General features: G+C 67.1%; 14 protein-coding genes. 10 read left to right on the forward strand and 4 right to left on the reverse strand.

Going from position 1 to position 18,705, the window contains the following annotated elements:
* The coding region (locus DUGA2_RS29255; protein WP_229214794.1) for an ATP-binding protein at positions 1-1,928 on the reverse strand (1,928 nt) is incomplete at its 3' end.
* Between the two features lies 1 nt (position 1,929).
* On the reverse strand, positions 1,930-2,763 hold the full coding sequence (locus DUGA2_RS29260) for a phosphate/phosphite/phosphonate ABC transporter substrate-binding protein (RefSeq protein WP_070272874.1): 834 nt from the start codon (positions 2,761-2,763) through the stop codon (positions 1,930-1,932).
* Between the two features lie 231 nt (positions 2,764-2,994).
* Here DUGA2_RS29260 and DUGA2_RS29265 point away from each other — a divergent pair, with 231 nt between their 5' ends.
* From DUGA2_RS29265 to DUGA2_RS29305, 9 genes are all read left to right on the forward strand, one after another.
* Positions 2,995-4,620 (forward strand): methyl-accepting chemotaxis protein, encoded by a 1,626-nt coding sequence (locus tag DUGA2_RS29265; protein ID WP_286162329.1) that lies wholly within the window; start codon positions 2,995-2,997, stop codon positions 4,618-4,620.
* Between the two features lie 23 nt (positions 4,621-4,643).
* A complete protein-coding gene (locus tag DUGA2_RS29270) occupies positions 4,644-5,198 on the forward strand; it encodes a GNAT family N-acetyltransferase (protein WP_070272875.1) in 555 nt (184 codons plus the stop codon).
* A 76-nt stretch (positions 5,199-5,274) separates the two neighbouring features.
* Entirely contained in the window at positions 5,275-7,467 is a 2,193-nt protein-coding gene (locus DUGA2_RS29275) for a TonB-dependent siderophore receptor (RefSeq protein ID WP_070272876.1), read from the forward strand.
* Between the two features lie 176 nt (positions 7,468-7,643).
* Positions 7,644-8,891: an efflux RND transporter periplasmic adaptor subunit gene (locus DUGA2_RS29280; protein WP_070272877.1), complete on the forward strand. Its 1,248-nt coding sequence runs from the start codon at positions 7,644-7,646 to the stop codon at positions 8,889-8,891.
* Positions 8,892-8,911: 20 nt separating this feature from the next.
* Positions 8,912-9,574, forward strand: a complete 663-nt coding sequence (locus DUGA2_RS29285) for an ABC transporter ATP-binding protein (protein ID WP_070272878.1) — start codon at positions 8,912-8,914, stop codon at positions 9,572-9,574.
* A 9-nt stretch (positions 9,575-9,583) separates the two neighbouring features.
* The gene (locus tag DUGA2_RS29290) at positions 9,584-10,822 is read left to right on the forward strand and encodes an ABC transporter permease (RefSeq protein ID WP_070272879.1); all 1,239 of its coding nucleotides are present in this window, start codon (positions 9,584-9,586) and stop codon (positions 10,820-10,822) included.
* On the forward strand, positions 10,819-12,027 hold the full coding sequence (locus DUGA2_RS29295; RefSeq protein WP_229212363.1) for an ABC transporter permease: 1,209 nt from the start codon (positions 10,819-10,821) through the stop codon (positions 12,025-12,027). The genes DUGA2_RS29290 and DUGA2_RS29295 overlap by 4 nt, the downstream gene beginning before the upstream one ends.
* A gap of 14 nt (positions 12,028-12,041) precedes the next feature.
* Positions 12,042-13,448, forward strand: a complete 1,407-nt coding sequence (locus DUGA2_RS29300) for a sigma-54 dependent transcriptional regulator (protein WP_070272880.1) — start codon at positions 12,042-12,044, stop codon at positions 13,446-13,448.
* Positions 13,445-14,803 carry a PAS domain-containing sensor histidine kinase gene (locus DUGA2_RS29305; protein ID WP_070272881.1) on the forward strand — a complete coding sequence of 453 codons (1,359 nt, stop codon included), beginning with the start codon at positions 13,445-13,447 and terminating at the stop codon, positions 14,801-14,803. Before DUGA2_RS29300 ends, DUGA2_RS29305 begins: the two co-directional genes overlap by 4 nt.
* Here the strand turns inward: DUGA2_RS29305 and DUGA2_RS29310 are convergent.
* Positions 14,796-15,266, reverse strand: coding sequence for a hypothetical protein (locus tag DUGA2_RS29310; RefSeq protein WP_070272882.1), 471 nt, complete (start codon positions 15,264-15,266; stop codon positions 14,796-14,798). The two genes, DUGA2_RS29305 and DUGA2_RS29310, sit on opposite strands and share 8 nt — an antisense overlap.
* 66 nt (positions 15,267-15,332) lie before the next feature.
* Positions 15,333-17,021: a methyl-accepting chemotaxis protein gene (locus DUGA2_RS29315; protein ID WP_070272883.1), complete on the reverse strand. Its 1,689-nt coding sequence runs from the start codon at positions 17,019-17,021 to the stop codon at positions 15,333-15,335.
* A gap of 279 nt (positions 17,022-17,300) precedes the next feature.
* Here DUGA2_RS29315 and DUGA2_RS29320 point away from each other — a divergent pair, with 279 nt between their 5' ends.
* Positions 17,301-18,701 (forward strand): L-cystine transporter, encoded by a 1,401-nt coding sequence (locus tag DUGA2_RS29320; RefSeq protein WP_070272884.1) that lies wholly within the window; start codon positions 17,301-17,303, stop codon positions 18,699-18,701.
* Positions 18,702-18,705: the final 4 nt, after the last annotated feature.

An 18,705-nucleotide genomic window follows, 5' to 3' on the forward strand; every position in this document is an offset into this window, starting at 1 on the left:
TGCTGCGCAACCTTGCGCTGATACTCGGCACCAGCGTGCAGGGCAAGCCGGTCGAGGTGCTGTTCGAGCACGATCCCGCGCAGCGCCTCGTACAACATGGCCGGCGTCAGCGGCTTCATCAGCACCAGATCCAGCACCCCGGCCTGCTCCCGCATGCGCTGGTGCAGCGCGTGCGAGCTCTCGACATTGGCCAGCGCGACCAAGGCCGCCCCCGTGCGCCCGCGCAGCCGCTGCATCGCATCCCAGTCGTCCACGCCGTCGAGCAGCACCAGCTCGTACGCCGTCCCGGGTCGCGCCAGCTGCTGCGCCGCGGCGGCCGTGTCGGCCGCGCCATCGGCCTGGCCGCCCATGCCCGCTATCATCGCCTGCAGCAGCTGGCGCGATTGCTCGCCCGCGCTGACCAGCAAGACCCGCACCGGCAAGTCCGCGCGCGCCTGGCCCTGCCCCTGCGCGGTGCGGCCGTAGGCGACCGCGAACGAGAACGTGCTGCCGACGCCGGGCGTGCTGTCGACCCGCAGCTCGCCGCCCATCAGGCGCACCAGCCGCTGGCTGATCGCCAGGCCGAGGCCGGTGCCGCCGAAGCGCCGCGTGGTCGAGCTTTCGGCCTGCGTGAACGAATCGAAGATGCTGCTCTGCTGCTCCGGGTCGATGCCGATGCCGGTGTCGCGCACCGAGAAGTGCAGCCGCACCTGCACCGCGTCGGCATACTGCAGCTTGACGCCCACCACCACCGAGCCGCGCTCGGTGAACTTGATGGCGTTGCCGGCCAGGTTGACCAGCACCTGGTTGAGCCGCAGCGCGTCGCCCACCACGTCCGGCGGCAGCGCGGGATCGAGATCGAACAGCACCTCGACCGGCTTGCCCTGCACGCTGGTGCCGAGTATCAGCGCCAGGTTGCGCAGCATCTGCTCCAGGTTGAACGGCACCTGCTCCAGCACCAGCTTGCCCGTTTCCACCTTGGAGAAATCCAGGATGTCGTTGAGGATGCCCAGCAGCGAATGGGCCGCCGCATAGGTCTTGTCGACATAGTCGCGCTGCTGCGCGCTCAGCGCCGTCAGCCGCAGCAAGTGCTGCATGCCGAGGATGCCGTTCATCGGCGTGCGGATCTCATGGCTCATGGTGGCCAGGAACTGGCTCTTCACGCGCGTGGCGGTCTCGGCCCGGTTGCGCTCGACCAGCACCGCGTCGCGCTCGCGCGACAGCTCCTCGGTGCGCTCGCGCACGCGCGCCTCCAGCGTCTCGCGGCCCTGCATGATCACCTGCGACATGTGGTTGAACGCGCGCGTGGCCTGGGCGATCTCGTCGTTGCCCGCCACCTCCAGCTGGCCGCCCAGCTGGCCGGCCGCGATCATCTGCGCGCCGTGCGTGAACTGGGCGATCTGGCGTATCAGATAGCGTCCCAGCAGCAGCGAGAACAGCGCCACCAGCACCATCTCCAGCGCCGCCAGCGACAGGCTCCAGCGCCGCGCCTCGGCCAAGGTCTGCTCCAGGCTGGCGACATCGAGCCCGATGCGCACGCTGCCGTAATGGACGCCGCCCACCGTCACCGGGCTGGCGACGGCGAACATGCCGTCGCTGGCCTCGTCCAGCGTGGCGTGCGGCACGAAGGGGCGGTCCAGCGCCGCCTGCTGCCCGGCCTCGGCCAGCACGCGCTGCTCGGCGTCGAGCACCTGCGCGTACAAAGTGCCTTCGGTGCCGCTGAGCTGGCGCGCGAACGATTGCAGGCTCTCCAGGTCGTGGCCGATGACGGCGTCGCGCGACATGGCGGCGAAGGTCTCGGCCGTCACGCGCGCATGGCGCAGCACCTGCTGTTCGTTGGATTCGCGCAGGAAATGCAGCACGCTGAACACCAGCACCCCGAGCAGCAGCGCCTCGATCAGCGCGATGCCGAGGATGGTCTTGGCGCGGAAACTCAATGCCACACGCATGCTATTCCTGTATCCGGGCGTCCGCCGGAGAAATGCCCAGGCGGCGCACATCGTCCCAATCCTGGTCCTGCGCCGGCTCGAAGCCGTCGAAGCCGATCTCGGCGAGCAGCTTGAGCTGCGCCGGTTCCAGGCTGATCTGCATCATCGCCGCCAGCACGCGGCTGCGCACCGCCGGATCCAGCTGCGGCCGGGTGGCGATGGCGTGCGAGGTGTAGGGCTGGCTGGTCCACACCACGCGCAGTTCGCGCGAGATGTCGGGGTCGAGCAAATCCAGCGTGCGCGGCACGCCGCCGCCGGCCGGATACAGGCCCTTGACCACGCCGCGGTACACCGAATTGTGCGACTTGACGAAGGCCGCCTTGAACGGCAGGTGCTGGCGCCGCAGCTCGGCCTGCACCAGCAGCGTCGCGCCGAACGCGGCGGGCGTCGGGAAGGCCAGCGTGGCGCCGGCCAGGTCTTTCATCTCGCGCACCGGACTATCCTTGCGCACCACCAGCACGCCCCGGATGCGCTCGCCCTTGGCGCGCGCCAGCGCGCGGTAGCCGGGCTTGGCGTGGTAGACCACGAAATGATAGGGGTTCATGTAGGCGAAATCGTATTCGCCGGCCGCCAGCCGGCGCTCGAAAGTGGGCACGTCGGGCGCCGTCGCAAAGCTGAGCTTGATGCCGGATTTGTCGGACAGGGCCGCCAGCACCGGGCTCCAGTTGGCCGCCAGCTGCGATGCCGATTCCTGCGGCACCACGCCGAAGGTATAGCTGGTCTGCTGCGCGCAGACCGCCCCGGCGGAAGCGAGCAGCAACAGGGCGGCGCACAGGCGGCGTAATGGATGAGCCATGAGTCACCTTGGTTCGCGAGAAGACAGGAGTTTCGATCATAGCATAACGCCAACTGTCCAAACGGCATTTGTTGCCCCAAGGTAAATATTCATGTATATTAACGAAAATTGAAATATTGCATGACGGGCCGCCCAATCCCTGCGTCCGCCATCTCCATCCATGCCGATTCCCGCCTGCGCATCCTTGCGCTCTGCGGCGGCACGCGCTTCTACCTTGAGCAACGACTAAACATGAACATGCGAAAAAATATCAAAGTCAGCACCCGGCTGGCCATCGGCTTTGGCGCCATCCTGCTGATGCTGGCGATCGGCAGCGTGAACAGCCTGGTCAGCCTTGGCCAGCTCAACGCCGGCACCGAGGTCATCGTCACCGAGAACTACACCAAGGTCCAGCAGGCCCAGGCCATCATGAACCACAGTAACAAGATCGCCCGCTCGCTGCGCAACGCGCTGCTGATCCACGATGAAGCCAAGTCCGCCAAGGAAATGGCGGTGGTCCTCGAAAAACGCAAGGAAGTCGAAGCCGCCATGCAAAAGCTGGACGGCATGGTCAGGTCGGAAGCCGGCCGCGCGCTGTACACGCGCATGAAGGAGACGCGCACGCCCTACGAGGCGGCGGTGGACGAGGTGATGCGCAAGCGCAGCGCCGGCGACATCGAAGGCGCCGTCGACTACATGCTGGGCGCCACGCGCGACCTGCAGCTGGCCTATATGAACAGCGTCGACGCGCTGGTCGCGCACCAGAGCGAGGCCATGGAAAAAGGCCGGCTGAAGGCGGACGCCACCTACGTCCAGTCGCGCAACACCGCCATCGTGCTGGGCCTGCTGTCGCTGGCCATCGGCGTGGCGGCGGCCGCGCTGATCTCGCGCCAGCTGCTGCGCCAGCTGGGCGGCGAGCCTGACTACGTGGCCGGCATCGCCGGGCAGATCGCCGCCGGCGACCTGGCGGTGGAGATCGACGTGCGCGAGGGCGACCAGCGCAGCCTGCTGTTCGGCATCCGCGCCATGCGCGACAGCCTGGCCGAGATCGTCGGCCAGGTGCGCGGCGGCGCCGATTCCATCGTCACGGCGGCCAGCGAAATCGCGGCCGGCAACCAGGACCTGTCCTCGCGCACCGAGCAGCAGGCCGGCTCGCTGGAAGAGACCGCGTCGTCGATGGAAGAGCTGACCGCCACCGTCAAGCAAAACACCGACAGCGCGCGCCAGGCCAATACGCTGGCCGCCAACGCCTCGCAGATCGCGGTCGAAGGCGGCGTGGTGGTGGCCAAGGTGGTGCACACCATGGGCGAGATCAACGACTCGGCGCGCAAGATCGTCGACATCATCTCGGTCATCGACGGCATCGCCTTCCAGACCAACATCCTGGCCTTGAACGCGGCGGTGGAAGCGGCGCGCGCCGGCGAACAGGGACGCGGCTTCGCCGTGGTCGCCACCGAGGTGCGCACGCTGGCGCAGCGCTCGGCGGCGGCGGCCAAGGAAATCAAGACGCTGATCGACGATTCGGTGAGCAAGGTTGCCGCCGGCACCGAGCTGGTCGGCGAAGCCGGCGCGACGATGGAAGACATCGTCTCCGCCGTCAAATCGGTGACGCAGATCATGGGCGAGATCAGCGTCGCCAGCCACGAGCAGGAAGCCGGCATCGAGCAGATCAACCAGGCCATCGCCGAGATGGACACGGTCACGCAGCAGAACGCCGCGCTGGTCGAACAGGCAGCGGCAGCGGCCGAGGCGCAGCAGGACCAGGCGCATCGGCTGGTGCAGCTGGTGGGCGTATTCAAGCTGGCGAGCGGACGCCGCGCCGCGCCGGCCGGCAGCCTGCTCAAGCGACAGCGGCCGAAGCTGGCATTAGCCGCCTAGCCAAACCGCGCTACAATTTATCGATGAGCCAACTACTTATCGAACAGCTGGAGCCTGCGGGCTTCAGCGATTTCCTCCGCTATCTCGACGATCATTTATCCGACAACGGCCGGGGCGACACCGCCTACTTCCAGCCGCTGCCGCGCGACGCATCGCGCTTCCCCGCCGACAAGGCCGAAGCCTTCCAGGCCGGCCTGCGCACCCCGCTCGGCACGCCCGGCTGGCGCCGCTTGTGGGTGGCGCGCGACGCCGATGGCCGCATCGCCGGCCACATCGACCTGCGCGCCCATCCCGAACGCCACGCCGCCCACCGCTGCCTGCTCGGCATGGGCGTCGACCGCGACTTCCGCAAGCATGGCCTGGGCAGCCGCCTGCTCGCCCACGCCGCGCAATGGGCGCGCGACGCCGCCGGCCTGGCCTGGATCGACCTGCAAGTGCTGTCCTTGAACACGCCCGCGATCAGCCTCTACCAGCGCAGCGGCTACGTGCGCACCGGCGAAATCCCCGACATGTTCCTGATCGACGGCCGGCACTTCGCCTACACCGGCATGAGCAAGCGCCTTGACAGCCAAGGATGAGAATGGTTATCATTCGCATATTTAACTGAGAAGCCCGCTGCCGCCAGCCATACTCTCTCGACTTTTTGGGATAGAGATGGAAAAGCACAAGTTGGAACGGCTGGCGATCGTCGTCGCACTGGGCCTGGCATGGCCGGCGGCGCAGGCGCAGATCGAGGCGGAAGCGCCCACGGCGGTGCTGCCGCAGATTGAAATCCGCGGCCAGGGCCTGGGCAGCACCACCGAGGGCACCGGCGCCTACACCACCGGCAAGGCCAGGACCGCCCTGCCCCTGAACATGGCGCTGCGCGACACGCCGCAATCGATCTCGGTCGTCACCCGGCAGCGCATCGAAGACCAGAACCTCGTCACCGTCACCGACGTCGTCAACAACGTCACCGGCGTCTCCGTCAATCAATACGAAACCAACCGCGCCGGCTTCACCGCGCGCGGCTTCGACATCGACAACCTGCAGATCGACGGCGTGCCGACCACCTGGGACCAGCCGTGGAGCTCGGGCGAAGTGCTGGGCAGCCTGGCCACCTACGACCGCGTCGAGGTGGTGCGCGGCGCCACCGGCCTGATGACCGGCGCCGGCAATCCTTCCGCCGCCATCAACCTGGTGCGCAAGCGCGCCGGCAGCAAGGAGCTGACCGGCTCGGCCGAAGCGGGCGTCGGCAGCTGGAGCGAGCGCCGCGCCATGGCCGACGTCGCCACGCCGCTGAACCAGGCCGGCAGCGTGCGCGCGCGCATGGTCGGCGAATACCAGGCCGGCGACAGCTGGGCCAGCCTGATGACGAAGAACAGCCATACGCTGTATGGCACGGTTGAAGCCGACCTCGGCGCGAAGACCTTGCTGTCGGCCGGCTACAGCCGCCAGAAGAACGATCCCAAGGGACCGATGTGGGGCGGCCTGCCCTACTGGTACACCGACGGCAGCAAGACCAACTGGGACGTCTCGAAAACCTCGGCCGCCAGCTGGACCCGCTGGGGCTCGGCGTACGACAATTTCTTCGCCAACCTCGATCATGAATTCGACAACGGCTGGAAGCTGCGCGCCACCTACAGCCACGGCGACCGCAAGGCCGATTCCGCGCTGCTGTATTTGTCCGGCATTCCCGACCGCACCACCGGCCTCGGCATGGGCGCGTTTGCCGGCGCCTACCACACGCAGACCAAGCAGGACGACTTCGGCCTGCACGCCAGCGGCCCGTTCACGCTGGGCGGCCGCAAGCATGAGGCGGCGTTCGGCTACATCCATTCGAAACAGCAATTCAACACCGACAGCTACGATGCCGATTTCGGCCCCGGCGGCACGCCGGCCGTGGGCAACTTCAACACCTGGGACGGCAGTTATCCGGAACCGAAATGGAGCGCCGCCCAGTTCTACGAAAGCAGCGTCACCAGGCAGCAAGCCTTGTACGGCGTGGCGCGCTTCGCGCTGGCCGATCCGCTCAAGCTGATCGTCGGCGCCCGCCTGACCAACTACGACAAGACCGGCTACGGCCGCTACACGCCCGCCTATGAACTCAAGCACGACCGCGAAGTCACGCCGTATGCCGGCCTGGTCTACGACATCGGCGACCACTACTCGGCCTACGCCAGCTACACCAGCATCTTCCAGCCGCAGAACCTGAAGGACTACGGCGGCAAGATGCTAGCCCCGGTCGAGGGTAAGAGCGCCGAGGCCGGCGTCAAGGGCGAGTTCTTCGACGGCCGCCTGAACGCCTCGCTGGCCGTGTTCCAGATCAGGCAGGACAAGCTGGGCCAGGAAGGCGGCATGGTCGACCGCGACGGCGACGGGCCGCTGGCGCCGGAAGCCTGGTACCGCGCCAGCACCGGCGCCACCAGCCGCGGCATCGAGTTCGACCTGGCCGGCCAGCTGGCCAGGGGCTGGAACGCCAACATCGGCTATACCCGCTTCCACGCCGAGGACGCGGCCGGCGTCGACGTCAACAGCGTCTATCCGCGCCAGCTGCTGCGCCTGTTCACCACTTGGCAGCTGCCGGGCGACTGGAAGGCGCTGACCGTCGGCGGCGGCGTCAGCTGGGAAGGCCGCAGCTACACGGCCGATCCCAAGGCGCCGGCCAACACCAATGGCCGCATCGAACAGCCGGCCTACAGCCTGGTCAACCTGATGGCGCGCTACGACATCGACCAGCAATGGTCGGCGCAGTTCAACCTCAACAACGCGCTCGACAAGCGCCACTTCGGCATGTTCGCCGCCTACGGCGCCATCACCTACGCCGCACCGCGCAGCGCGGCGCTGTCGCTGAAGTACCGCTTCTAGGCAAGCGGGGGTGTCCGTTTCCGGACGGTGCTGAGCGGAGACGGGCAGGCGCGCGCCACCGGCCCCACCGGCGGCCGCGCGCCCGGGCCTTGATTTGACTGGCTTTGCCGCCCTGCGCGGCATGTGGCACGGCAATTGCAATGGAGAGCAGAACTTCAGCTTTCTATTGCATCTCCATGGACCAGGCACTCAACCCTTCGATCATCTCTGGCCGCCGGCGCAAGACCGTCATGGCGCTGGCCGCCGCGCTGGCCACGCTGTGCGCCGCCGCCTGGGGCATCAACCGCGTGGTCAGCCCCAGCGTCGACGCCGACAGCCTGCTGATCGCGCAAGTCCGCACCGGCAACATCGCCAACACCATCAACGCCTCCGGCATCGTCATCCCGGTGCACGAGGAACTGGTGTCCAGCCCGATCCAGACCCACGTCGCCAAGGTCCACGCCAAGCTCGGCCAGCAGGTCCAGGCCGGCGAACTACTGCTGGAGCTGGACAACCGCACCATCGTGCTGGCCATCGACGGCCTGCGCGAGCAGCTGGCGCAGCAGGAAAACCGCATCCTGGCGCTGACGCTGGAGATGGACCAGAAACGCAAGCAGCTGCTCAGCGCCATCGAACTGCTGGAGCTGGACCTGCAAGCCACCCGCGTCAAGCTGGGCCGATACCAGACGCTGCGCAAGGCCGGCGGCGTCTCGGCCGAGGACTTGCTGACGGCCGAACTGAACGTCAAGCGCAACGAGATCCAGCTGCGCCAGCAGCACGAGCAGATCGAGGACAGCAAGCGCGTCACCTCCTCCGGCATCGAAGGCGCGCGGCTGCAAAAGAACATCCTGCAAAAACAACTGCAACAGCAACAGGAACTGCTGGCGCAAACCCAGGTGCGGGCGCCGTTCGCCGGCATGCTGAGCTGGCTGCTGGCCGACGAAGGCGCCAGCCTCGCCACCGGCCAGCTGGTGGCCAAGGTCTCCGAGCTGAGCAACTACAAGGTCGAAGCCTCGCTGTCCGACTTCCACGCCCGCTCGCTCAGCGCCGGCCAGCCGGTGCGCGTCGAGCAGGGCAATGTGCGCCTGGACGGCGTGGTGCAGACCATCCTGCCGGAAATCCAGAACGGCACCGTCAAGCTGCTGGTGACGCTGGACCAGCCCAACCACGCGATGCTGCGCAACAAGCTGCGGGTCGAGGTCAACATCGTCACCGAGCAAAAGAAAAACACCCTGCTGGCCGACTACGGCCCCGCCTTCAACGGCCGCGGCCCGCAGGACGTCTTCGTGGTGCGCGACGGCGTCGCCCGCAAGACCACGCTCAACCTCGGCGCCAGCGACGGCAAGGCCGTGGAAATCCTGGCCGGCGCGCGCGCCGGCGACCGCCTCATCATTTCAGACACCAGCCGCTACAAGGATCGCGACAGCATCCGCGTGGCGCAATAAACCGCACCGAAAGGACCATCATGATACGCCTGAGCAAAGTCAGCAAAACCTACCAGACCGACAAAGTCGAAACCCTGGCCCTGAAGGACATCGACCTGCACGTCGAGAAATCCGAATTCGTCTGCATCATGGGCCCCAGCGGTTGCGGCAAGAGCACGCTGCTGAACCTGATCGGCCTGCTGGACCGGCCAGGCAGCGGCGCCATCCACGTGGCCGGCGCGCCCGTGGCTTCGTACAAGGACAAGCACGTGGCCAAGCTGCGCAACAACACCTTCGGCTTCATCTTCCAGAGCTTCCACCTGATCAACGACCTGCGCGTGATCGACAATGTCGAGCTGCCGCTGCTGTACCGCGACCTGTCGGCCAAGAAGCGCCAGCGGCTGGCGCGCGAGGCGCTGGAAAAAGTCGGCCTCGGCGCGCGCATGGACCACTACCCCAACCAGCTGTCGGGCGGCCAGCAGCAGCGCGTGGCCATCGCCCGCGCCATCGTCGGCCAGCCGCAAGTGCTGCTGGCCGACGAGCCGACCGGCAACCTGGACAGCAAGATGGGCCAGGAAGTGATGGACATCCTGCTCAAGCTCAACAGCGAAGGCACGACCGTGGTGATGGTCACGCACGACGAGCAGGAAGCCAGGCTGGCCAGCCGCATCGTGCGCGTGTTCGACGGCCAGCTGGTCGCTTAGGGAGACGCCATGTTCAGGAATTATCTGCTGACCGCATGGAAGGTCTTCATGCGCCGCAAGCTGTTCACCGCCATCAACCTGCTGTGCATCGTGCTGACGCTGGTGGTGCTGCTGGTGGTCACGGCGCTGCTGCAAAACGCCTTCTATCCGACCGGGGTCGAAGGCAAGAGCGAGCGCTTCGTGCAAGCCGTGATGATCGAGGCGCGCCACAGCGAGAACAAGGGCATCCGCCGCAGCCCGCTCGGCTTCAAGCTGATCGACAAGTACATCAAGCCGCTGAAGGGCGTGGAGGCGGTATCGGCCGCCACCATGCCGGAAACCGTGTCGGTCTACCAGGAAGGCCGCGTCAGCGAACTGCTGATGCGCCGCACCGACGCCGAATACTGGAAAATCCTCGACTTCAAGGTGCTGCAGGGCCGCGTGCCGGACCAGGCCGACGTCGAGCAGGGCCGCTTCGTGGCCGTGGTCAACGCCAGCACCGCGCGCAAGCTGTTCCCCGGCCAGCAGGCGCTGGGCCAGAAGATCAGCATCGGCGGCCAGTACTTCAGCATCATCGGCGTGGTCGAGGATGCGATGCACGTCAACGCCCTGTCCGACATCTGGGCGCCGGTCACGACCTTCCCGTCCACCGACTACCGCGGCCAGATGTTCGGCAACTTCAGCATGCTGGTGCTGGCGCACACGGCCGCCGACCTGCCGCGCATCCAGCGCGACATCGAAGCGGCCGCCAAGACCGTGGTGTTCGACGACCCCAATCAATTCAACATCGCCCGCGTGTGGGGCGACAGCAAGCTGGACCTGTTCGCCCGCATGCTGACGCAGCCGGACGGCGCCGATTCCGGCGCCGGCAAGCTGCTGGCCGTGATCGGCGTGCTGATGCTGCTGTTCATGATGCTGCCGGCGCTGAACCTGATCAACCTGAACACCGGCCGCATCCTCGAACGCAGCAGCGAGATCGGCGTGCGCAAGGCCTTCGGCGCCACCAGCGCCCATCTGGTGCGCCAGCTGGTGCTGGAGAATGTGCTGCTGTGCCTGGTCGGCGGGCTGATCGGCCTGGCCTGCGCACGCGTGGTGCTGTGGTGGCTGGAGGGCTCGGGCCTGATCCCCTATCTGCATGTGGAATTGAACCTGGCCGTGTTCGGCATGGGTTTGCTGCTGGCGACCATCTTCGGCCTGCTGTCCGGCGTGCTGCCGGCCTGGAAGATGTCCCGCCTCGATCCCGTCCACGCCTTGAAAGGAGCCGCATGATGCTGCGCCACTTACTGAAATTGATCTGGAAGCGCAAGTCGCGCAATATGATGCTGTCGCTGGAAATCCTGCTGGCCTTCGTGGTGGTGTTCGCCATCAGCGCCTTCGCGCTGCGCAGCTGGCAGTTGTACCAGCTGCCGACCGGCTTCGGCTACCAGGATGTGTGGTCGGTCGGGATCAACGCCCGCACCGAGGGCGGCATCGAAGCCGATCCGCAGATCTACGACAAGCTGCGCCAGAGCCTGAAGGCCTTGCCGGAAGTGGAGGAAGTCAGCTTCACCAGCTTCCCGGTGTATCAATCGTCCAACTGGACCAGCGAATTCACGCTGCGCGATGGCAAGCGCAAATTCGTCTCCAACCTGTTTGAAATGAGCGACGAGTTTCCCGCCGTGGCCGGCATGGCGCTGGCCGAGGGCCGCTGGTTCTCCAGGGCCGACGACGGCGCCGCCGAGCATCCGGTGATCATCAACCGCCGCCTGGCGCAGACACTGTTTGACGGCAAGCCGGCGCTCGGCCAGGTGTTCAGCGAGAACGAGGACCGCCCCAAGAAGGCGCTCAAGCAATTCAAGGTGGTGGGCATCGTCGAGGAATTCCGCAGCCAGGGCGAGTTCATGTCGCCGACCGGCTTCACGCTGGTGCGCCACAAAACCGGCGCCGACGAAGGCTCGCTCGAAGCGATCCAGCTCAAGGTGCGCAAGGGCACGCCGCGCACCTTCGAGGCCGCGCTCAACCGCCAGCTCAAGCTGGTGCGCAACGACTGGAGCTACACCATTTCGCCGCTGGCCGACATGCGCACCTCGATGCTCAAGGCGCAGACCATTCCGCTGACGATACTGGCGGTGATCGCCGCCTTCCTGCTGGTGATGGTGGCCTTCGGCCTGTTCGGCGTGCTGTGGCAAAACACCACCCAGCGCATCCCGGAGATCGGCCTGCGCCGCGCCATCGGCGCCGATTCCGGCCACATCTACAGCCAGATCATCGTCGAGCAGATGCTGCTCAGTTCGGGCGCCATCTTCATCGCCCTGCTGCTGCTGGTGCAACTGCCGCTGACCGGCGTGCTGGGCGACAGCCTGAACTGGGCGGTGTTTTTGATGGCGACGGCGCTATCGGCCGGCGTGATCTATCTGCTATCCTTGCTCTGTTCGCTCTACCCGGGCTGGCGCGCCGCGCGCCTGAGTCCGACCCAGGCGCTGCACTATGAATAAGGCTGTTTGATTTGATGGAATCTCCGAAGCAACGCATCCTCATCGTCGACGACGACAGCGCGGTACAGGTGTCGCTGGCGCTGCTGCTCAAGCAGTCCGGCTTCGACACCCAGTGCTGCGACGATCCGCGGCAGGCGCTGGAACTGCTGGCCCGCCAGCCGGTCGACCTGGTGCTGCAGGACATGAACTTCTCGCTGCGCACCAGCGGCGAGGAAGGCTTGCAGCTGCTGGCAGACATCAAGCAGCGGCACCCGGCGCTGCCGGTGCTGCTGATGACGGCCTGGGGCTCGATCGCGCTGGCGGTCAAGGGGGTGCAGGCCGGCGCCGCCAACTTCTTCACCAAGCCCTGGGACAACGCCCAGCTGATGGAGCTGATCCGCACCACGCTCGACACCGCCGCGCCGGCGCCGGCCGCCTGCCCCACGCGCGCCGCGCTCGACGCCCAGTTCGATTTCAGCGCCATCGTCGGCGAGCATCCGCGCCTGCTCAAGGTGCTGGCCGCCATCGGCCAGGTGGCGGCCACCAAGGCGCCGGTGCTGATCCTCGGCGAGAGCGGCTGCGGCAAGGAGCTGATCGCCGACGCCCTGCACCGCAACAGCCCGCGCGCGGAGCAGGCCATCGTCAAGATCAACATGGGGGCGATCACGCCCTCGCTGTTCGAAAGCGAAATGTTCGGCCACGTGCGCGGCGCCTTCACCGACGCCAAGACCGACCGCAAGGGCCACGTCGCCAGCGCCCACGAAGGCACGCTGTTCCTCGACGAGATCGGCGAGTTGAACCGCTCCGACCAGGTCAAGCTGCTGCGCGTGCTGCAAGACCAGACCTACCAGGCGGTGGGCGCCAGCCGCATGGAGCGGGCCGACATCCGCGTGGTGTCGGCCACCAACCGCGAGCTGGCCGAGCTGGTGGCCGCCGGCGAATTCCGCGAAGACCTGTTCTACCGGCTCAACCTGATCACCATCCGCCTGCCGCCGCTGCGCGAGCGCCGCAGCGACATCCCGCTGCTGGCCCGCCACATCCTCGGCCAGGTGTCGGCCAGCTACGGCCTGGGCCCGGCCAGCATCGCGCCGGCCGCGCTGGAGTGGCTGAGCGCGCAGCCGTGGCCGGGCAATATCCGCCAGCTCAAGCAGACGCTGGAGCGCACGCTGCTGCTGGTCGGCAAGAGCGAATTGAAACAGGCCGACTTCATCGCCGCCGAGCAGCACGAGCATGGCGGCGCGGTGGGCGGCCTGCGCCTGGGCGTCGACGGCATGACGCTGGAACAGGTGGAGCGCCACATGATCGCCAAGGCGCTGGAGCAGCACCAGGGCAATATCTCGCGCGTGGCCAAGGCGCTGGGCCTGAGCCGCACCGCGCTGTACCGGCGGCTGGAGCGGCACGGCCTGGGCGGCGGCGACGCGGCGGACGGCGAGCGCGCATGAAACTGCGTCCCAGCCTGTACGCCTACCTCGGCTGCGCCCACCTGCTGTTCCTCGGCCTGACCATCACCCTGTTCCGCCAGGCGCCGCTGCTGATGCTGGGCCTGGAGCTGGCGGTGCTGTTGAGCTTTGTGCTGGGCGTGCGGCTGGTGCGGCGCGCGCTGGAGCCGCTGAGCTACACCCGCCACTTCCACGACCTGCTGCAAGACCAGCACTACGCGGCGCGGCTGCAGCACAGCGGCGATCCGCAGTTGAACGATCTGGTCCAGCTGTTCAACACCATGCTGGGCGCGCTGTACCAGGAACGTTTGCAACTGGGCGAACAACAGGGCTTCCTCGACCGCCTGCTGGAGGCCACGCCGAGCGCGGTCATCGTGTTCGACTTCGATGGACGCATCAGCCTGCTCAACGCCAGCGCGCAGGCGCTGCTCAAGCGCGACGACGCCAGGGGCAAGCCGCTGTCCGCCTGCCTGCCGGCGGACGCCGACCGCGACTACCCCGGCCTGCTGGCCCAGCTCGACGCGCTGCCGCTGGGCGACAGCCAGCTGCTGACCGACACCGACGGCCGCCGCTACCGTGGCCAGCGCGGCCACTTCCACGACCGCGGCTTCGCCCGCCACTTCCTGCTGGTGGAGGAGTTGACGCAGGAACTGGAAAGCTCGGAGAAAGCCACGTACGACAAGCTGATCCGCGTACTGGCGCACGAGGTCAACAACACCGTGGCGGCCACCGGCTCGGTGCTCGATTCGCTGCTGTACTACCGCAGCCAGCTGGCCGAGCGCGACGGCGAGGACTTCAGCACCGCCATCGTCGCCGTCAAGCGGCGCAACGTCAGCCTGGGCGAGTTCATCGAGCGCTTCACGCGGGTGGTCAAGATGCCGGCGCCGGAGCTGCGCCCCAACGCCGTGCGCGACATCATGGACGACATCCTCTACCTGTACCGCGAGCCCTGCCGCAGCCGCGGCATCCGCCTGGCCTGGCAGCGCTGCGACGAGGTGCCAGCCATCGCCATGGACCGCCACCTGATGGAGCAGGCGCTGCTCAACGTGGTCAAGAATGCGATGGAGGCGGTGGAAGCCGGCCATGCCGACGGCGCCGGCGAGAAGGCGATCGAGTTCGTGCTGGAGGCCGGGGCCGATGGCGTGCGGCTATCGGTGATCGACAGCGGCAACCTGCTGGGCGAAGTGCCGGCGCGGCAATTGTTCACGCCCTTCTTCACCACCAAGAAAGGCGGCCAGGGCATAGGCTTGCTGTTCGTGCGCGAAGTGCTGAACCGGCACGGCTACAGCTACCGCCTGGCCGCCACCGGCCAGGGTACGACCCGCTTCGATATCTGGCTGCCGGCCGGCCCTACTTGACGCGCTTGACGCGCGGGGCGGTGCGGGCGCCGTCGATGTCCATGAAGATCGCGCCCATCAGGCCGCGCTCGATCTTGACCTTGGGGTTGTTCAGGCTGAGGTTTTCCTGGCTGTCGTCGGCGATCATCCACACCTGGCCGTTAGCCAGGCGGATGCGCTGGTTGGGCACCCAGCCGTCGAACTCGCCGTTGATGCTGGTCTCGATGGAATCGATCTTGACCGGCGCCGCCAGCTGCTCCTTGCCGAAGTTGCGCTCCAGGTCGGCACGGGTGGGCGCCGCCGCCACCGCAGGCGCCGCGCCGGCAGCAGCAGCAGCAGCAGCAGCAACCGGTGCCCCCAGCTGTATCGCGTCGTAGCACGCCAGGCGGGCGGGCGCGTCGGTCAATTGGCGGCAGCGCAGCATGGCGCCGTCATCGGCCATCGCCGCGGTCGAAACTAACATCAGGGCCAACAAGGATTTCATCGCAGCGCTTCCATGGATATGAACGTGCTGCGATTATATAAGCGAAACGGGCGCGACAGGGAAAGCTCAGAATTCCTCCCAGCCGCCCTCGGCGCCGGCCGCCGCGACCTTGCCGCCCAACCGCTTCGGCGCCGGCCCGCGCGCCACCACGGCCGGACGCGGCGCCATCTTCAGCGGCCGCACCGCCGCCGCGCGCGGCTGCGCGCCGAGCTGGAAGATGCTGACCACGCGCTCCAGCTTGGCGGCCTGCTGCTGCATGGATTCAGCCGCCGCGGCCGCCTCCTCCACCAGGGCGGCGTTCTGCTGCGTCACCGTATCCATTTCGCTGACGGCCTGGTTGATCTGCTCGATGCCCGCGCTCTGCTCGTCGCCGGCGCTGCTGATGTCGGCCATGATGTCGGTCACGCGCTGCACGCTGGCCACCACCTCGCTCATAGTCTGCCCGGCCTGCTCGACCAGCCTGCTGCCGATCTCGACCTTCTCGACCGAATTGCCGATCAACGCCTTGATCTCCCTGGCCGCCGAGGCCGACCGCTGGGCCAGGTTGCGCACCTCGGTCGCCACCACCGCGAAGCCGCGCCCCTGCTCGCCGGCGCGCGCCGCCTCCACCGCCGCGTTCAGCGCCAGGATATTGGTCTGGAACGCGATGCCGTCGATGACGGCGATGATGTCGACGATCTTGCGCGAGGAATCGTTGATCGCGCCCATCGTGTCGACCACCTGCGACACTACCGCCCCGCCCTGCTGCGCCACCGCCGACGCCGATTGCGCCAGCTGGTTGGCCTGGCGCGCGTTGTCGTTGTTCTGGCGCACCGCGCTGGTCAGCTCCTCCATCGACGACGCCGTCTCTTCCAGCGAACTGGCCTGCTGCTCGGTGCGCGCCGACAAGTCCTGGTTGCCGCTGGCGATCTGGCTCGACGCCGAGGCGATGGTCTCGGTGCCGCTGCGCACCTCGCTGACGATGCCGGCCAGCGCGTCGCGCATCAGCTTCATCGCGTGCAGCATGCTGTGCTGGTCGCCGCTGCGGGTGTCGACGCTGACGGTCAGGTCGCCGGCGGCGATGCGGCTGGCGATGCCGGCCGCATAATCGGGTTCGCCGCCCAGCTGGCGCAGCAGCGTGCGGGCGATGACCACGGCGGCGCACGCGCCCACCGCGATGGCCAGCCCGCTCAGCGCCAGCATCAGCACGCGCGCGCTCTGGTAGGCGGTGGTGGCGGCGGCGGTGTCGGCCTGGTTGTTTTCCTTCTGCAGCGCCGCGTACTCGTCCATCACATCCTGCCAGCGCTGCGTGGCCGGACCGGCCTGCTTCATCAGCACCTCGGTGGCTTCGGCATCCTGGTTGGCCTTGGCCATCGCCACCACCTTGTCGGTCAGCGGCCGCGCCTCCTGGCCGGCGGCGGCGATGCGGGCACGGATCTCCAGGCCCTTGGCCGTCGCCGGCAGCCGGCCCAGCGCCTCGGCGGCCTTGTTGTAGTGGGCGCGCGCCGTGTGCAGCTTGGCCAGCTCGCTCTCGATGGCGGCCTGGTCGTTCAGCAGCACCACCGTGCGCGTGACCCGCGCCACGATGTGCACCGACTCCGACATTTCCTGCACCAGGTCGCCCCTGGCCACGTTCAGGCCGACGATGCTATCCAGCTTGGCGTTGATGGTGCTCATGTTGTACACACCCAGCGAGGCCACGCTGAGCAGCAGCGCCAGGACCAATCCGAACCCCAGGCTGAGCCGGGTACCGACTTTCATGTTTGCTATGGCCATACATCACTCCCCGGTGGACAACGGCATGTAACAAATTGTACGCCTTCGTTTCGGGCGGTTTGATGGAAATTTCCAGAGGCAAACATGCATCGTTGCAACGTCTGTTGATATACAAAAATCGCATACCAATATAGCCAAATATTCGTCTTTTAGTCGATGGAGGCGGCCTGTATATCGGTAATCGCATATAAAATGACCGATTCATTACCGGGCCCAGCTACCGGCTGTTACGGCCGGTGATGATGTGTGACTATTTAACCTGGCGGCAAGGGGCTATTCATGACGATCAACGTAATTCTGAACCTGCTGGCGGCGCTGGCACTGCTGGGCCTGCTCTATGCGCAGCAGCGCAAGCATGCGTCCTTTTCGGTGCGCGTGTTCACCGGCATGGGGCTGGGCGTGCTGCTGGGGGCGGCGCTGCAGGCGCGCTACGGCGCCGGCGCGGCCGAGCTCAAGACCACCGGCGACTACCTCGACATCGTCGGCTCCGGCTACGTCAAGCTGCTGCAGATGATCGTCATGCCGCTGATCATGGTGTCCATCGTGTCCGCCATCCTCAAGCTCAAGGGCATCAATTCGCTGGGCAAGATCAGCGCGCTGACCATCGGCATGCTGATGCTGACCACGCTGATCGCGGCCGGCCTCGGCATCCTGATGGCCAAGCTGTTCCAGCTGAGCGCGGTCGGCCTGACCGCCTCCGCCGCCGACATCGCGCGCGGCGTCTACCTGCAGGGCAAGGTCGAGGCGGCGCAGGCGATCTCGCTGCCGGGCATGCTGCTGAGCTTCATCCCGGCCAATCCCTTCCTCGACATGACGGGCGGGCGCAAGACCTCGACCATCGCGGTGGTGATCTTCTCGGTGTTCATCGGCATCGCCGCCACCGGCATCCACGACAAGAAGCCGGACCTGTACGCCTCCTTCGAGCACTTCATCCAGGTCGCCCACGCCATCGTCATGCGCATCGTCACGCTGGTGCTGCGGCTGACGCCCTACGGCGTGTTCGCGCTGATGGCGCAGGTGGTGTCGACCTCCAGCTACACCGACATCCTGCACCTGATCGACTTCGTGCTGGCCTCGTACAGCGCGCTGATCCTGATGTTCTGCGTGCACCTGGCCATCGTCGCCGGCACCGGCCTCAATCCGGCGCGCTACGTGAAGAAAATCCTGCCGGTGCTGACCTTCGCCTTCACCTCGCGCAGCAGCGCCGGCGCCATCCCGATGAGCGTGCAGACGCAGACGCTGCGCCTGGGCACCTCGGAAGGCATCGCCAACTTCGCCGCTTCGTTCGGCGCCACCATCGGCCAGAACGGCTGCGCCGGCATCTACCCGGCCATGCTGGCGGTGATGATCGCGCCCACCGTCGGCGTCGATCCGTTCACGCTGGGCTTTATCGCGCCGCTGCTGGCCATCATCACCATCGGCTCGGTGGGTGTGGCCGGCGTCGGCGGCGGCGCCACCTTTGCCGCGCTGATCGTGCTGTCGTCGATGAACTTGCCGGTGGCCCTGGCCGGCCTGCTGATCTCGATCGAACCGCTGATCGACATGGGCCGCACCGCGCTCAATGTCAGCGGCTCGATCACCGCCGGCACCGTCGCCAGCCGCGTGCTGGGCGAGACCGACGTGCGCGTCTTCAACGACGACGCCGACCTGCCCATCGACAGCGACCGCAAGGCCGCCTGAGCCG

The organism is Duganella sp. HH101 (genome assembly GCF_001758795.1).
Lineage (GTDB): Bacteria > Pseudomonadota > Gammaproteobacteria > Burkholderiales > Burkholderiaceae_D > Rugamonas > Rugamonas rivuli.